The organism is Alicyclobacillus sp. SO9 (genome assembly GCF_016406125.1).
Lineage (GTDB): Bacteria > Bacillota > Bacilli > Alicyclobacillales > Alicyclobacillaceae > SO9.
In genome coordinates this window covers 3,305,037-3,320,655 of the sequence record NZ_CP066339.1, presented here as the reverse complement: position 1 = coordinate 3,320,655, position 15,619 = coordinate 3,305,037, and the positions used below count along the sequence as shown (strand labels likewise).

The following is a 15,619-nucleotide window of genomic DNA, read 5'->3' as shown; positions in this document are numbered from 1 at the left end:
GTATGAGAGGGGGCCGACTAGTGGCTGTTTTGGAACTTAGCCATGTATCGAAACGAATTGGGAAAAGGCTGATTATTGACGACATCTCTATGACCGTAGAGGAAGGTGAAATTTATGGGTTCCTCGGCCCGAACGGTGCCGGGAAGACGACGACCATTCGAATGATTATGGCATTGGCCAGTCCAACGCAAGGCAGCATCAAAGTGCTGGGCCACGATATTCACAGAGAACGCAGTGAGGCGTTGGCGCAGGTTGGAGCCATTGTGGAAAATCCGGAGACTTACAGTTATTTGACCGGACGACAGAATCTTCTCCATTATGCTCGATTGGCTGGCATTAAGGATCCAACCCGGCGGATTGAAGAAGTCGGGAACATTGTGAATTTGAGAGAGCGACTGAATGATAAGGTGAAGCGCTATTCCCTCGGGATGCGTCAACGCCTCGGGGTAGCGCAGGCACTGTTGGCCAACCCGAAACTGCTTGTGCTCGACGAGCCTACAAATGGTCTCGACCCGGCTGGGATGCGTGAGTTTCGTGAAATGATGCGAAATCTGGCTGACAGCGGCATGAGTGTGTTTGTTTCCAGTCACTTGCTTAGTGAGATTCAACTCATGTGCGACAGAGTCGCTGTGCTGAAGCAAGGCCGCATCATCGCAGAGCGTCGCGTGGATGAATTGGTAAGTGGTGTTCAATCAGGTGTCAGTCTCGAAGTGAGCGATGCGTCCGTGTCACTCGAAGTACTGAAAGGGGCGGGCGTCACTGCACAAGTCAATGACGACAGACACGTGCGAGCGTCTGTTGAATCTTCTCAGGTGCCTGGTTTGGTGCGAGCACTGGTCAGCGCAAATGTAGATATTTTCTCCATTGAACCTATTCGGGACACTTTGGAAGAGGCCTTCTTGCAAATGACTGAAATGGACGATTCTAAGACGAATCTTCAGGCGGAAACAGGGGGACGAGCACATGGGTGAAATTTGGAGAGTCAGTCTGAATGAATGGATGAAGTTGGTACGTAGAAAACGCCTCTGGGTCGCTGCCGCACTAGCCATTCTACTTGTAGCACTGTTCGCCTACGGAACCTACAGGCAGCAGGTAGACAAGCAGAAATACCAGACTCCGTCGTATACGGCCCAGCAGATTACCAATACGAAGAACACTATTAAGGCTATTAAGAACCAGCCGCAAACAGCGCAAACAAAGCAGAACCTTCAACAACAGCAGTCGGAGCTGACGAGTCTGCAAAATGAGTATAAGTTGCAGAAAGCGGAAGCGGCTGGCAATTGGAAACCTGCAGTGAACAAACAGATTCAGAGCGCGAAGGCACAAATTAAGTCGGCATCTGGAGGTTCGTCTTCACCCACAGGCCAGAGCTTGTTGCAACTTCAGCAATCCAAGCTGACACTGATGTCGCTGCAATATGAAGTCAATCATAACATTAAGCCCATATTGCCGTGGCAGTCCTCACCCTATCAGTCGCTGAAAAGCTTTATGACAGTTGCTACGGCTATATTTCTTCCATTGATGGTCGTGATTTTAACCGCTGACATGGTTTCTGGAGAGGCAACATCGGGAACAATCAAACTATTGTTGGTCCGTCCCGTGTCACGTACTAAAATTCTTATTGGGAAGTGGCTCGTAAGCCTGTTTGCATCTGCAGTACTGACTTTTCTCACGATGCTTGCGTTGTTGGGAGCCGGAATCGCAGTGTTAGGCAACAAAGGGGCATTATTGCCGCAAGTAGTTGGCGTTTACTACAAGTTTATTCATGTGTCGAATCATCATGGTCCCGGATTTCAAGTTGGTGCACCTATGCTGGACCACGCATCGGTGCTGCCCGCATGGCAATACACCCTGTTATCCATATTACTTGTGACGTTTGCCATGCTTTCGATTACCACTGTCACATTTCTGCTGAGCACATTGTTTAAGTCCTCTATGGCCAGTACAGCTGTAGCCTTGGGGATTGTGATTTTAGGAAATATCGCAATTGAGTTGATACATGCTCACTGGATGGTGGCTTGGTTCCCCGTTCACTTTAACCTTGGAGCGGACTGGACAGGTTCCACTTCGACGCAAATGAAAATGAATGTAGGACTTGCAACAGGTACGCTGATACTTCTGGCTTGGATTGTCGTGTCCATCGTTGCGTCAATTATCAAGTTTAAGCGTCAAGATGTTTTGAACGCATAGGACTATTGGTGCAGTTGTCGGTCGGTGTGGTGTCACTAGTTCTAAGATCCCTAGTTCTTGTACCAATAGTCAATAGCTGTTATACAGGAGTTACGTTGAACAATCGTAAAGAGGAGATGTAACACGTCTTAGGGAGGCAGCCGACAACTGCCTCCCTAAGACTGTTTAGGAGAACCTCCGGTCCTGGTAAAACATACCGGTCAAGCGACAAGTAGAACGAAGGGGGCACTCGTAAAGCTGCCAAACCATATGCAACCTGGCGGTGTCACCTCTCACCTGTCACCTATCATTGTGTCACCTGTCAGTCTTAGTGTCTGAACCAACGCACCGGCACAATGGAGCCGGAGTCTAACTTTCCTGAATCCATTCGCACGAGACAGTTTGCCTCAGCAAAGCTGCTGATAGACCCGGACGACTGGGTCATATTTACATCCACCTTGACGGTGGCGTTCTCGATAAATGCGCGCCCGCGTAAGACGCGAACAGGTTTAATTGGCTTCAGACTAACAGAATGCGCCAAGACTGCAGTATCTGGGAACGGTATATCGTTCTGGCCCATCGCGCGCCGCAGAGCAGGACGGACAAGTGCTTCAAATTGCGAAAAGGCCGCGGCAGGATTACCGGATAGAGCGAAAATACCCGCATTGCCCAATTTCGCCGCTATGAAGGGTGATCCCGGACGCATCATGATTTTTTGCAACCGAATATCGGCACCTAGCCCCTGCAGTACCGTAGGCAAATAGTCTCTGTCACCGACAGAGACGCCGCCTGTACAGATAACGTAGTCTGCATCAGAGGCTGCTTCGTGAATTGCGTCCTGAAGTTCGACGGGATTGTCGCCGATAAATGCTGGATTACCCACGTCGCATCCGTCTTCGATTAAATGTTGTCTTAGAAATATGTCATTGACGCTGTACACCTGGTTAGGGCGCAGTGATGCCGCCGGATTCGGCGCTACTTCGTCGCCAGTGATAATGAGTCTTATCCGAGGACGGCGATACACAGACACGGTGCTTACTCCGAACCCTTGACACAGGGCCATTTGCTCACCGTGCAGCATTGTACCTGCAGGGAGCAGTAAAGCACCTTCAAGATTGTCTTCGCCTGTTTTCTGAATGGACTCGCCCGGATTTACGGTCCGGAGAACTGTGACAGACGAACTGTCGGCCTCACACCACTCGAACCGGGCAATCGCATCTGCACCTATTGGCACTGCCGATCCCGTGGTGATTCGGACAGCTTCGCCCTCACCGAGCTCTAACTGTGCAGGGTTCCCGGCCTCTGTTTTGCCCGTAACCCGAAGCTTGGTTGGAAGGCTGTGAAGGTCCGTTGTGCGGATTGCAAAACCGTCCATCATCGATCGGTGAAATGGCGGCAGCGAGACACGGGCAAATACATCCTCAGATAAAACGCGTCCTTGAGCTGCCTGAACAGCTAGCTGCTCTACCGGAAAGACAGACGCAAGGCCGGCTATCATATCAAAAGCAGTGTCAAACAGGACAACGTTTTTTACTGTCATTTGTATCCTCCTATACGGCAGCAAGCATGGCAGCAATCAACGCGACGATTGCGACAACTCAGAGGGATTGCATCAAGCACCTCTGCGGTCTCACTGCGTGTAACGATTACTTGTCGACAATCTCTTCTATCTTTTTCAGCGTGTCTTTGTCCAGTGTTATTGCCGCTGATGCAGCGTTCTCCTTAACCTGCTCCGGCCGACTGGCACCGATTAGGGCACTGCTCACACTTGGTTGACGAAGCACCCATGCCAACGATAGTTGTGCGAGAGAAATTGAGAGCTCGTCCGCAATCTCTTTCAGTTTCTCCACCTTGGACAAGTGCTCGTCATCCAGGTAACGCTCAACGAAGCGGCTGACTGACGCAGTAGCTGCTCTTGAACCCTCCGGACGTGCTTGTCCACGTCGGTATTTTCCTGTAAGAACCCCCTGTGCCAACGGTGAGAACACCACTTGACCGATGCCCGCGTCGTCGCATACCGGTATGACAGCTTCTTCAATGTAACGGTTAAACAGGTTGTAAACTGGTTGACTTGCAGCCAGTTTGTGCAGGCGCAGCTCCTTCTGTAAACTGACAGCTTCTGAAATTCGGTGAACAGGCCATTCGCTGATACCTGTGTACAACACTTTTCCTTGTACGACCAAGTCGTCCAGTGCTCTCAATGTCTCTTCCAAATCGGTTTCTTCGTCAAATCGATGACAGTAAAGAATATCAACATAATCGACGCCCAATGATTTGAGGCTCTCATCAATTTGAGAGAAGATATGCTTTCGACTGAGACCTTTGTCATTCACACCGTCTCCGACCTTACCAAACACCTTCGTTGTCAGCACGTAACTATCCCGTCTATAGGGACGCAGTGCTTCTCCGAGGACCTTTTCCGCCGCATGAGGTTCAGAACCGTACACATTGGCACAGTCAAAGTGGTTGATACCCTGATTGTAAGCTTCCTTTACACATTCAACAGATTGATTGCGTTCTGTCACGGTTCCGTATGTAAGCCAACTGCCAAGTGCCAACTCAGATACGCTAACACCGCTTTTTCCAAGTCTTCGATATTTCATCGTATCCCCTCCAAGACTATTGTACCGCTCTCGGAAGTTCACGCAAAACCTATGCAAAATATCCCATCTTACGAAAAGTAAATGAATCGTGAGGGTAAAAGCCGCTGAGCCGGAGGACCTCCAGATATTTTATATCCGTATCACAAGCTACCCATCCTCGAAATCCCAGCTCCATACTGTAATCTATTGCAGCCTCTAACAGAGTACTAACTACCTTCTCCTGAGGATTAGAACTTGAGGTAGGAGTACTTCTCGGGGTGGGCTGAGAGCTCAAGGTGGGCTGAGAGCTCAAGGTGGGCTGAGAGTTCAAGGTGGGCTGAGAGTTCAAGGTGGGCTGAGAGTTCAAGTTGGGATGAGCGCTCGAGTTACGCTCAGCGCTCGAACTGTACCCCGGATGTACTGCGAGTTCCTCAATAAAAAAGTACTTATGAACGTAGTTCGGCCGACCGGACAGCACGCCAACGACAACTCCGTCACATACGGTGGAGACAACAGAGGGATAAGGTTGAATCCGTTGATCTCCTCCAATAACTTGCCACTGAATCAAATTTAGTTCTTCCATGAGTAACTTGGTCTCGGGTTTATACCACTGTTGACAGACTTTGCGCAGGTGTTTTCTGCAGTGGTTGCCTTGGATCCATTCTGTCTCTAAGTATAAGAGCTCAGCAGGTGGCTCCTGATATGTGTTGTACGCGTCTGTCCGTATGCCTTGAAACGGATTTTGCAGGCGAAACAAATGTTTCATGAATAGACCGCCTCTCGCATTGTCATGTTCTATTTGACAGTGTTTCCTCGAAGCAGCGTGGTTAGACTCTCGACGTAGGAAGCTTAGATTTTCGAAGCAGGATGGTCAGACTCTCGACAAACAAAATCTGAACGAGTAGAGGCTTTCGAAGCTGTACAAGTTTTATCAGCCAATAGAACCAGTCGGCAGTATTATAAAGTTTGTCAAATAGCAGGAATGCCCTCCGGTGGAATTGTTCTGGTGCTTGTGATACCCTTTACTGCAAAAGCTTATTGTAGAAAATTGGTATCCCGATTGGCCGTAGTAGACTGTCAAACAGGATGTTTTGAGAGTTTGACGCCGCGATGGGTTGGGAGAAAGGTGGAGTACTGTGGCAAAGAACTATCCGCACGCACCCGAAATGAAGCTTGAACAAGGGCTGACCTATCAAGCTGTCATTCATACGAACAAGGGAGACCTCACGGTCGACTTATTTTCTGAAGATGCCCCGATTACGGTTAATAACTTCGTCTTTCTAGCTCAGGATGGGTATTTTGACGATGTGATTTTTCATCGCATTATCAAGGGGTTTATGGTGCAAACCGGAGACCCTATGGGTACAGGCATGGGCGGCCCAGGATATCAGTTTCAAGATGAACTGCCGCCGGTAGTGCCCTATGAACCTGGTGTTGTAGCGATGGCGAATGCCGGGCCGAATACGAACGGATCACAGTTTTTTATATGCTCCGGAGAACACTCCAAAAACCTCAACCAACAACCAAACTATACCGTGTTTGGAAAGGTCTCAAAGGGTATGGATGTGGTGCAAAAGTTGGAAAATACGCCTGTCGGACGTTCGTCCATGGGTGAAATGAGCAAACCCGAGGAAACGGTCAAAATAAACTCTGTTGAAATCCTGAAAGCTCCGAAATAGAACAAACTTCGAAGCAATACATGTGTTCACAAGAACATGTGTATACAAGAATATGTAGAGTTGGACGGGGCTTATACGGCCCCGTCAGTGAAGTGGGAAGGCGCGTTGGGGTGTAAATCGGGATCGACGCGGGACCAGAGATTTAATTCGTTAATTCTGCTGGCATAGTCTGTGATTTGCTGAAAGTGGTTTGTGATAACATCCCAATTTTCTTCGTGATGGATGTCGTCCAGCAAGTCTCGGATTTGGTCTTCAAAATACTTAATTTTATCTGGAATCTGTGCCTTGATTCGAGCCCACTCAACAAGAACCTCTTCTTGTTGCAGACTTGACATCCTTTCAAAAGGTGTGGCGAAATCAGGTAGTTCGATGAGAAGGCGTGAGTTTTTCTTGAAATACATAGAAACCTTCCCTTTCTCTTTGAAGGAATTTTACCTTCTATGATAGGAGAACCGGAGAGGAAAAACAACGATATTTTCTGTGGTGTGGGGGATTGCTTTGAAGCCCGTAGATTTTCTGGGTGGACTAAAATCGACAATGGAGTTTCAAGTCTTTATCGATCCGCTTCTGGTAAATTCACAATCTGAGTCGGCATTAGGCAGTGTAACGGATCGGGCGCGGGAAATGGCCCAAGGCTTGCATGAGACCTACGGTCAGATGAAAGCCCTCGCGGACCTTGGAGAACTTCCCTATTCATTGCACATTGCCCGGTTGTGCCTCTACGAGACGTTACTGTCTACCGCCATGGTTGCTGCTCATGAACGAACGGGACAAATGGTGCCCTCGGAGTTGGATTTGCAGAACGCTTCTGTTCATATTAAAGAGATGATAGAGCATGTGGGGATTCAGGTCTTGTATGTTACGTATTATTACGTGGTGGGCCATGATTTGCTCCAACCGTTTGCGTACCATAAGGAAATGACTGAATATGATTTCTTCATCGGTGTGCGCCACTATCCATATCCTGCAGAAAATCTGGATATTATTTTGCCGATTGCATTGTATCGGCGCGTGTTGCGTCTTCAACACCGGGACGGCGAACGCGTGTTAGCAATTACCAAGAGTGGAACGCGTGTGTACAGTTGGGCACACCAGTGTCTTATCGATTCGAATTACATCGAGAAGCGTATTCATCTGTCCTATGTGTACCAGTTTGACGCGGTAAAAGATTGGGATGAATTAAGTCATACCGTCTGGCCTGAAATGGATCAGGCACGAACAGACTATATTAAGTGGCTGGATTTGCCCTCCGAACAGAGCATGCTGGAGGTTGCGTGCGGAACGGGAGCACTGACATTTGATGCCGGGCTGTATCAGCACGCTGCCACCCGCGGTCATTTGGTTGCAACAGACAGTTCTGTCGGAATGCTGGAGCAGGCGCAACAAAAGCACAGGAAGTACGGGGCGCCAATCACCGTTTCTTTTGAACTGGCATCCGTAGAGCGGCTGCCCTTTCCTGATGACACATTTGATGTGTGTATTGGCAGTTTCTTTCTGCATTTTGTGAACCCGCACAAAGCAATCTCCGAAATGATGCGTGTTGTTCGCCCTGGCGGAATCGTGTCGGTTTTCCAAGGCTATGACTTTGACGTCAACAAACCCTTCTTTAAAGACTGGTTTCATCCCATTTTAGAATTGACTGGCAATCTTAATGCAAACAGCAGCGGGCATTTCAATGCGAACAACAGGACAACATACATGCCTAGTGCAGAGAACATACCGGCGTGGTTCCATGAAGTAGGATTGGAGCAAGTACGGCTGGATCTCCATTCCTCCCCGTGGGTTTTCGACAACCCGGATGTGGTGGTTCAACACATCGTTCGCGGCGTCAGTTTCTTTCAGAAGGAGTTGCACGAACTTCCTTGGGATGACCGAAGAGCGGTCATTGAAGAGTTGATTCAGCGCGGTCAAGATGTGCGCCGCAAGTACCCAGTTGGCGAGCGGATGATTGAGTTGCCGGGTGTAATGATTCAGGGGGCAAAACCAGTGTGATTCACGACATCTTCCGACAGCGTTCCACTCTCAAACTAAGGTATAATGCAGATAGGACAGATAGACTAGGAGGTCGCCCGTGGCACATGTGGAGAATTTACGTCGGCATTTTCCGGCTGTTCGTTATATCACGTACCTCAATACGGGAAATTCAGGTGCACTCCCCGATGCAACCGTCGAAGCTGTAGGAGACATTTTGAAATTACAATTGGAACAAGGGAGGGGCAGCAGTGAGCGGCCGGGGCTAGCGGAGACAGCTTCTGCTCTTCGACAGGAGCTATCCCATGTATTTTCCGCATCCCCCCAGTCATTTTCACTTGTTTCGGGCGTAGCACAGGCAGCTAGTACTGTGTTGTGGGGCTTGGATTTAATGGAAGGCGATGAAATTCTTTTAACTAGGCTGAACCACCAAGACATACTATTGCCGGCTTTCATTCAAAAACAGAGGCGGGGTGTAAAACTCCGCTACATCGACGGAACGTTACCCGCCGATGCGCTGGTTCGCGAATTAACGAATCACCTCACCGCTAGGACGAAAATTATCATGCTTCCGCAGGTCTCCTATTCAACGGGACACCGTTTGCCGGTGGAACAGGTCATTGAAGCCGCCTCTCGTAACGGCGTTCCAGTTTTTGTGGACGGCGGTCACGCTGCGGGTGCTGAAGAAGTTGCATTAGATGCTATGAAACCGGACTTTTATGCCGTTTCAGGCCATAAGTGGCTGTGCGGCCCCGACGGTACGGGATTTTTGTACATGGACAACTCTTGGATAGACCGCCTGCAATTGACCCATATGGATCGCTCTTTGCTGGCATACAGTCAGGCCTATGATGACGCGGGACACTACTTGCCGGCTTCCTATGCGCAGCGCTTTGACTCAAGTATTACAGACCTGCCAAAGTGGACGGCCTTTCTCAAAACGCTGCAATTCATGCGCGTCACAGTCGGATTTGATTACAGTTATACACATGTCCACGGACTGTCCGGTGAGCTGATTGATTCTCTGCTGGATCTAAGCGGTGTGAAAGTACTGACGCCGCGAGAAGCGCGGGCAGGCATTGTTAGTTTTCAAATGACGAACTCTGTGGCAAAGAAATTCGTTCGGGAGGCAACGGCACGTCAGATTGATCTCGGTTGGATTCCGTCCGTAGACGCTGTTCGAGTCTCTATGGGTGTATACAACAACAGTGGAGACATTGAGCGAGTCGTAAAACTCATCCAGGAACTGAATACGCGCGGGCAATAGCTAGCGCACAAAATTGCGCACAAACACATCTGACACAGGAGCGGCTAAGAGTCCGCTCCCTTTTCTCATACCTCTGGTTGACAGCTTACTGCTGTTCTCTCTGCGCCGAGTCGGGAGTTTCCTGCTGCGCGGTGGTACTGTCGGTATATTCCATCGCTCTCACGCGCTGAGATTGTTCTAAACTTCTCCCCATCCGACGCATGAGCAGCCACTGCATGCCAAACGCTGCAGCGAATGCGATAATGAGCAAAACGCTCGCCGTGTGATGAATTGCCATCGCCTCCTGCCGATTGCCTGCGTTGACAGTTCATCACACTGACTGCAAGCAATTATTCGCGTATATAAATGGAACCGTTGCGACTTTCGCAGTGCACATGCACCGGTGTTTCGCCTTCTTCATCGCTTTGCAGCCTGGCGTGCATTTTACGTGCTTGATCGATGTATTCTACATGCAAATTTGGATCTGTCACGTGAATTCGTCCAATTGCAGTCTTAAGAATGCCGGTCGGATTTAGGCCCGATGGAATTCCTTCAATTACAATCGTTCCATTTTTGGTGCTTGCATATACGTTTCGCGTTTGACTCTGAAGTCCTTGGTGGATATCAATGCTGCCATTGTCTGTTGCAAAGTGAAGTCCGTTGGCTGACACCTGATGTACCCAGATGTTTCCGTTTGATGTTTCGGCCCGGAGTTGTTCGGTGTTGAGGCCATCCAAGCGAATTTCTCCGTTTACGCTTTTGACCGCTGTGTTGAGCATACCGGAGGGCACCTGAATTTCGATACTTGCACCGAGAACGCCTTCTTTTTGGTCGTGGAGAACAGTCATATGATAACGGTGTTCTGACTGAGTGGTTTGTAGGGCATTTTTCAGCTTTTCTTCGGCTGTATTCAAATCGTCTGTGCGTATGTGTCCACGTACATGGATTTTGACATAATCCTCATCCCAACTATGGACTTGGATTTGCCCGTTTTTGGTTTCAATCCAGATATCCTTAATGGTTTCCGGTAGATTTACCTCTGTTGCTGCGGTTAGAGAGGAAGCAAAACCAAAACTGGGGAAACTCTTCAACTCGTTTTCAACCGTCTTTCTGACATCAGCAAGGGATTGGCTTAGGGTTGAAGAAAGTTGGCTCCCTAACTGCTTCAAATCACTCATTGACCGAACATCCCACGTCCGATTGAATTTGTCTTTAGTCTTACTGCTGTTGCGCTTCGTTTTACCCAGCGCGTCCAGCAACATTTCTGCCTGTTCTGACGTCAGTTTTCCTTGAGCTACTAACTCCAAAATCTTTTTTCGGTCATTCATTTGAATTCCCCTCCCTTAAGATATCCATGGCCTGTTCGAAAGTGAGTTCACCAGTTTCCAGCGACTGTAGAATGCGGTCTGAGTATTCGTCTTCCTCTGTTTCACTGATAGGGTAGCCCATTGCTTGAATGACGTTGTCCAAACGGGATCGGACTGTTGGATAGGAGATTTTCAAATCTCGTTCGACTTCCTTGATGTTGCCGCGGCAGCGAACAAAGACCTCGACAAACTGAAGTTGCTCCGGCGTCAATTGAAATAAGCCAGACGTTGAAAATTCGCCTTGAATGCGGGTATTGCATTCGGGACACGTGAGTTCGGTGACATTCATGGTTTCATTACACGCTGGACAAGTGAGGGGCAAACGGTGTTTTGCACTCACAAAAACATCTCCCTTCTACAGCAGTTTTATCATCATTATGTTCTCCTACATTAACAATGTCAATACGGACAGTGTAATTATTAATATTGGTATTAAATAAGTGAATATACAGGTCTGCGGATGCTACCGGAGCCTGAGTCGATGTCAGCTTTCCAATATCCCCGCAACCCCTGAACCGAACCCCTCCTGACGAACATGAAAGTTTTGTCTAGGATAGCTATCCTTGGCTGCTCGATTCATGTCATAATAAAATAGATTATGGGAGGGAGTGATAGCGTGGAGGTTTATCTTTTGGAGGGTGCCAGAACCCCGTTTGGTACTTTGGGAGGCAGTCTTTCTACGCAAACTGCGACGCAGTTGGGGAGTATTGCATCGTTAGAAGCACTGAACCGTGCGGGTGTTGATGGAACGGACATTGATAATGTGGTCTTCGGCAGCGTGATTCAAAGTTTCAACGGAGCTGCGTATCTTGCACGTCATGTCGCCTTAACAGCGGGTGTACCACAGGAGATCCCGGCTCTCACGGTAAATAGGTTGTGCGGTTCTGGCTTACAATCCGTTGTAACCGCTGCCAAGGATATTCAGACGGGTGATAGTGACATAGCTCTGACAGGTGGAGCTGAGTCGATGAGCTTAACGCCATATCTCCTTCGCAAGGCAAGGTTTGGTATGAGAATGGGAGACACAACGGCAGTCGATATGTTGGACGAAATCCTCACAGACAGCTATACAGGGCTGCCCATGGGAGTGACAGCAGAAAATCTAGCCAAGCAGTATGAAATCTCAAGAGATGACCAAGACGCGTTTGCTGTCCTCAGCCACAAACGTGCTGCAGAAGCACGCAGTTCAGGAAGGTTTGCACAGGAAATCGCACCGGTTTCCGTAAAGACCAGAAAAGGCGAAACGATTGTGTCCGAGGATGAGCACATCCGTGAAGATTCCTCGGTTGAAAAACTGGCGAAACTTCGACCGGTATTTCAAGCAGACGGGACTGTTACAGCTGGCAATGCAAGCGGAATTAACGACGGGGCCGCGGCACTTGTCATTGCTTCGGACACGGTTGTTCGAGTGAAACAGTTGAAGCCAATGGCACGGATTGTAAGCCACGCTGTTGTCGGCGTCGATCCCGCCTACATGGGCATTGGTCCTGTACCAGCCGTGAAAGCCGCTTTAAATAAGGCAAACTTAAGAATCAAAGACATCGATTTGTGGGAAATAAACGAGGCTTTTGCCGCACAATACCTCAGTGTGGAACGAGAACTTGAGCTCCCGCGTGACCGTACGAACGTCCATGGTGGAGCCGTAGCGCTGGGGCATCCGGTCGGCGCCAGCGGAGCGAGGCTCTTGCTTACATTAGCCTACGAGCTGCGCTTACGCAATCAACGCTACGGTGTAGCGTCATTGTGTATTGGCGGCGGGCAGGGTATTGCCATGGTCATTGAAGCAGTCTAGTCACCTTATGCGTCATGCAGTCTAGGGCGCGCGTCACCAAGTACCGCGTCACCGAGTACCGCGTCACTGAGTACAATGAGGTTATTCTTACGAAGTCCTTTTGGATACAAATTATTTACTCTTCCTGGTACGGCTTTTCCCCACCCTGCTGGTAATCCGGCAAACGAAAGGCCGTACCAGCCGTGACTGTTCACAGTTGCAAGCGTGTTTCCGCCAAGGTAGGCCCGTGCCTCATCTTCATCGAGGCGCTTGTGCTGAAGAAATGCCTGTGGGTGTAAAGCCATCGCAAATTGATGGTGTGGCGTAAAACGCTGGTTTTGAAGATGGGCTGTGCACACACCGTTTCTAACCACATGTACCTCCGTCAGCGGCAAACTGGTTTCGGTGAAGACATAAATTCCATCTCCGTATTGAACCGGTGGTCCAAACACTTCAGGCTCTGGAACGACAATCGTCTTCATCCAGGCCTTCCAGTCCGCCAGGATCTGTCCTTTTAGAATGTTGGATTCTGTGCCAGGGTTGCTTCGTTTCATCTTTTTCCTGACGTGAGGCAGACTGTCTGTGCTTGGATGCTCGCCATCACGACTCGTACTCCCAGTCAATCGAAATAAGGCGAGAAAATGTCCTTCTCCACGGCCCCTGTGCGGCCACAGTCGTCGAGTATATTCAACATTTACGCCGCTCTCGGTGAATTCGGGCCGTCCGGTTTCCCATCCAGCCCATTGCGGCAGGGGCTCTAGGCTTAAGGGCAAATGCTTACAAGCCCACGCGGTGACTTGCTCGTTTTCGACAGGATTGAGCGTGCATGTCGAATAAACCAATCGTCCTCCAGGCTTCAGGAGTTTGACAGCACTTTGCAGAATATCCTGTTGTCTTACGGAACACATCCCAACATTGTCTAGGCTCCATTCAAAAGCCGCGTCGGGGTCCTTTCTAAACATGCCTTCTCCCGAACAAGGCGCATCAACCAAAACAGCATCAAATTGGCCTGCCCAAACCTTGGCAAGGAGCGCTGGGTTGTCGTTCGTAACCAGAGCTGGAATGCCGCTGCGCTCCAAATTTTGAGCGAGAACCTTGGCTCGTGCCGGAACAATTTCATTGGCGTATAACAGACTCTGTCCCTGCAGTCGCCTGCCAATGGCAGTGGCTTTGCTGCCGGGGGCCGCGCACAAGTCGAGAATGCGTTCATGAGGTTGTGGATTCAGCGCAGCCACAGCAGCCATGGCTGATGCTTCTTGAATATAGACACCACCCAGTTCATGAAGAACGGTTTTGCCCAACTGACTGTCAGGTTGGATGTAGAAACCAGTCTTATACCACGGCACATTCTCTGTCATTTCTGCAGCGACTGCAACGGGCTGTACAGCCAGGGGACCGGCTGTATACCAAGGCGATGAAATCTCTGTCTGACCGCGAGAGGACGATCCGTTCGCTGCCACTCCCGGTTCGGCTAGATCCGGTTCGGCTAGATCAGCTGTGAACTTTTGCAGGCGTGCTGCACGGGTGGGGGGCTGAGCCAATGCCTGTGCAAGTTCGTGCCACTCTTGTCCTATGTACTGTTGAGTCTGTCGTACAAAGTCTTCCGGAAGTTTTATCATAAGTCAGCAGCTCCCTGCAATGGATACCGACCCGTCATCACGAAGTTGCCGTTCGTGGTAAAATACGCATTGAGCGTCTTCGGCGGGTTGTCCAAAGTCTCGATATATGTCATTCTTATACTCTGCCGTTGCAACGACAAGCAAGTTTTCACTGATAGAGCGGAGGAAATTTCATTGACGACCAAACCTTCTAAAGAACTGGTTGTAGTACCAAATCCACACCCGCACAGGGTGTATGACGTAGAGATGTCCACCTCTGAATTTACGACTTTGTGCCCCATGACGGGACAGCCTGATTTTGCCACGATAACGATTATCTATCAACCTGGCGAACACCTAGTGGAGTTGAAGTCTTTAAAGCTGTATTTGTGGAGCTTTCGAAACGAGGCACATTATCATGAGGATGTCACCAACATTATTTTGAATGATTTCGTTGAAGCAGCTAAGCCCCGGACGGCGAAAGTCGTCAGTGACTTTACGATAAGGGGAGGCATTCACACCAAAGTGGCGGTCGAATACACCGCAAAAGACGCATAGAGCCGCGGGTATTGTGTTGTTTCTAAAGAAGACAGACTTCAGGAGGCAAACTTCGGCAGGCTAAACTTCCCTGCCAAAGTTTGCCGTGAAGGACCAGAAACAGTACCGTCAAGCAGCTACAAGCAGGCCGTCGCCGTTGCAGATACAGTACTCTATTGACCGTCTCTGGATTTGTGCGGCGGTTCCAGCGGATGCTCCACGATTTCTGAAATATGATTGTTTTCGTCAACGAAGACGACGTTAGGGACTTGGTGTCCCCATTCTTCATCATCGACTTGGGCGAGGGAGAGAATAATGACTTCATCGCCTGGTTGAAAGTGTCGAGCGGGCGGCCCGTTCAGGCAGATTGTTCCTGACTTTGGGTCGTCTTCCATTGCATAAGTGTGCCAGATGACACCGTTTGAGACGTTGGTGATTTGTACCATTTCGAAAGCTCTGATATCAGCGGCATCCATCAGTTCCTTGTCGATTGTAATGCTGCCCATGTAGTTTAAATCCGCTTGCGTTACGCGCGCTCGATGTATTTTTCCTTTACACATTGTTCTCTGCATTTTTGACCTCCACTTAGCATGTTGTTATCTAGTTTACCAATATGAAAGATAACTTGCGCAGATGTCATTTATCCAAAAGTGAATTTATCAAAACCGTGGCTGTTCCGTCGCGATTGGCTCGGAGAAG

The 15,619-nt window shown here is 49.3% G+C and carries 16 protein-coding genes; 7 read left to right on the top strand and 9 right to left on the bottom strand.

The window, feature by feature from the left end; translation table 11 throughout:
* Positions 1–20 precede the first annotated feature (20 nt).
* Complete coding sequence (locus tag GI364_RS15610) at positions 21–971, top strand: ABC transporter ATP-binding protein (RefSeq protein WP_233095819.1); 951 nt, start codon at positions 21–23, stop codon at positions 969–971.
* Positions 964–2,190 carry a DUF2705 family protein gene (locus GI364_RS15605; protein WP_198850173.1) on the top strand — a complete coding sequence of 409 codons (1,227 nt, stop codon included), beginning with the start codon at positions 964–966 and terminating at the stop codon, positions 2,188–2,190. Before GI364_RS15610 ends, GI364_RS15605 begins: the two co-directional genes overlap by 8 nt.
* A 307-nt stretch (positions 2,191–2,497) precedes the next feature.
* Here the strand turns inward: GI364_RS15605 and glp are convergent, their stop codons facing one another.
* The 3 genes from glp to GI364_RS15590 all read right to left on the bottom strand — a co-directional run bounded on the left by glp (position 2,498) and on the right by GI364_RS15590 (position 5,517).
* Positions 2,498–3,709, bottom strand: a complete 1,212-nt coding sequence (gene glp, locus GI364_RS15600) for a molybdopterin molybdotransferase MoeA (protein WP_198850172.1) — start codon at positions 3,707–3,709, stop codon at positions 2,498–2,500.
* A 106-nt stretch (positions 3,710–3,815) separates the two neighbouring features.
* Positions 3,816–4,772, bottom strand: coding sequence for an aldo/keto reductase family protein (locus tag GI364_RS15595; protein ID WP_198850171.1), 957 nt, complete (start codon positions 4,770–4,772; stop codon positions 3,816–3,818).
* A 49-nt stretch (positions 4,773–4,821) separates the two neighbouring features.
* A complete protein-coding gene (locus tag GI364_RS15590; protein ID WP_198850170.1) occupies positions 4,822–5,517 on the bottom strand; it encodes a hypothetical protein in 696 nt (231 codons plus the stop codon).
* Between the two features lie 370 nt (positions 5,518–5,887).
* Between GI364_RS15590 and GI364_RS15585 the strand changes: the two genes are divergently transcribed.
* Positions 5,888–6,430, top strand: coding sequence for a peptidylprolyl isomerase (locus tag GI364_RS15585; protein WP_370541788.1), 543 nt, complete (start codon positions 5,888–5,890; stop codon positions 6,428–6,430).
* A 71-nt stretch (positions 6,431–6,501) separates the two neighbouring features.
* Here the strand turns inward: GI364_RS15585 and GI364_RS15580 are convergent, their stop codons facing one another.
* The gene (locus tag GI364_RS15580) at positions 6,502–6,831 is read right to left on the bottom strand and encodes a hypothetical protein (protein WP_198850169.1); all 330 of its coding nucleotides are present in this window, start codon (positions 6,829–6,831) and stop codon (positions 6,502–6,504) included.
* 97 nt (positions 6,832–6,928) lie between these two features.
* Here GI364_RS15580 and GI364_RS15575 point away from each other — a divergent pair, with 97 nt between their 5' ends.
* Positions 6,929–8,422, top strand: a complete 1,494-nt coding sequence (locus GI364_RS15575; protein WP_198850168.1) for a class I SAM-dependent methyltransferase — start codon at positions 6,929–6,931, stop codon at positions 8,420–8,422.
* A gap of 79 nt (positions 8,423–8,501) precedes the next feature.
* Complete coding sequence (locus GI364_RS15570) at positions 8,502–9,668, top strand: aminotransferase class V-fold PLP-dependent enzyme (RefSeq protein ID WP_198850167.1); 1,167 nt, start codon at positions 8,502–8,504, stop codon at positions 9,666–9,668.
* A gap of 85 nt (positions 9,669–9,753) precedes the next feature.
* On the opposite strand, the gene GI364_RS15565 is transcribed toward GI364_RS15570, so the two are convergent.
* From GI364_RS15565 to GI364_RS15555, 3 genes are read right to left on the bottom strand one after another with little or no spacing between them, the layout of a single operon-like run.
* Positions 9,754–9,945 (bottom strand): hypothetical protein, encoded by a 192-nt coding sequence (locus GI364_RS15565; RefSeq protein ID WP_198850166.1) that lies wholly within the window; start codon positions 9,943–9,945, stop codon positions 9,754–9,756.
* Positions 9,946–9,997: 52 nt separating this feature from the next.
* The gene (locus GI364_RS15560) at positions 9,998–10,975 is read right to left on the bottom strand and encodes a DUF4097 family beta strand repeat-containing protein (RefSeq protein WP_198850165.1); all 978 of its coding nucleotides are present in this window, start codon (positions 10,973–10,975) and stop codon (positions 9,998–10,000) included.
* Positions 10,968–11,354, bottom strand: a complete 387-nt coding sequence (locus tag GI364_RS15555) for a DUF2089 domain-containing protein (RefSeq protein WP_198850164.1) — start codon at positions 11,352–11,354, stop codon at positions 10,968–10,970. Before GI364_RS15555 ends, GI364_RS15560 begins: the two co-directional genes overlap by 8 nt.
* 276 nt (positions 11,355–11,630) lie before the next feature.
* On the opposite strand from GI364_RS15555, the gene GI364_RS15550 reads away from it, so the two are divergent.
* The gene (locus GI364_RS15550; RefSeq protein ID WP_233095818.1) at positions 11,631–12,806 is read left to right on the top strand and encodes a thiolase family protein; all 1,176 of its coding nucleotides are present in this window, start codon (positions 11,631–11,633) and stop codon (positions 12,804–12,806) included.
* A 5-nt stretch (positions 12,807–12,811) separates the two neighbouring features.
* Here the strand turns inward: GI364_RS15550 and GI364_RS15545 are convergent, their stop codons facing one another.
* On the bottom strand, positions 12,812–14,404 hold the full coding sequence (locus tag GI364_RS15545; protein ID WP_198850162.1) for a methyltransferase RsmF C-terminal domain-like protein: 1,593 nt from the start codon (positions 14,402–14,404) through the stop codon (positions 12,812–12,814).
* 174 nt (positions 14,405–14,578) lie between these two features.
* Between GI364_RS15545 and queF the strand changes: the two genes are divergently transcribed.
* Positions 14,579–14,941 carry a preQ(1) synthase gene (gene queF, locus GI364_RS15540; RefSeq protein WP_198850161.1) on the top strand — a complete coding sequence of 121 codons (363 nt, stop codon included), beginning with the start codon at positions 14,579–14,581 and terminating at the stop codon, positions 14,939–14,941.
* Between the two features lie 152 nt (positions 14,942–15,093).
* On the opposite strand, the gene panD is transcribed toward queF, so the two are convergent.
* A complete protein-coding gene (gene panD, locus GI364_RS15535) occupies positions 15,094–15,492 on the bottom strand; it encodes an aspartate 1-decarboxylase (protein ID WP_198850160.1) in 399 nt (132 codons plus the stop codon).
* Positions 15,493–15,619: the final 127 nt, after the last annotated feature.

Coding starts and splice junctions, on each gene's coding strand:
- GI364_RS15605 (WP_198850173.1), top strand. CDS start 964: ATGGGTGAAATTTGGAGAGTCAGTCTGAATGAATGGATGAAGTTGGTA.
- glp (WP_198850172.1), bottom strand. CDS start 3,709: ATGACAGTAAAAAACGTTGTCCTGTTTGACACTGCTTTTGATATGATA.
- GI364_RS15595 (WP_198850171.1), bottom strand. CDS start 4,772: ATGAAATATCGAAGACTTGGAAAAAGCGGTGTTAGCGTATCTGAGTTG.
- GI364_RS15590 (WP_198850170.1), bottom strand. CDS start 5,517: ATGAAACATTTGTTTCGCCTGCAAAATCCGTTTCAAGGCATACGGACA.
- GI364_RS15580 (WP_198850169.1), bottom strand. CDS start 6,831: ATGTATTTCAAGAAAAACTCACGCCTTCTCATCGAACTACCTGATTTC.
- GI364_RS15565 (WP_198850166.1), bottom strand. CDS start 9,945: ATGGCAATTCATCACACGGCGAGCGTTTTGCTCATTATCGCATTCGCT.
- GI364_RS15560 (WP_198850165.1), bottom strand. CDS start 10,975: ATGAATGACCGAAAAAAGATTTTGGAGTTAGTAGCTCAAGGAAAACTG.
- GI364_RS15545 (WP_198850162.1), bottom strand. CDS start 14,404: ATGATAAAACTTCCGGAAGACTTTGTACGACAGACTCAACAGTACATA.
- panD (WP_198850160.1), bottom strand. CDS start 15,492: ATGCAGAGAACAATGTGTAAAGGAAAAATACATCGAGCGCGCGTAACG.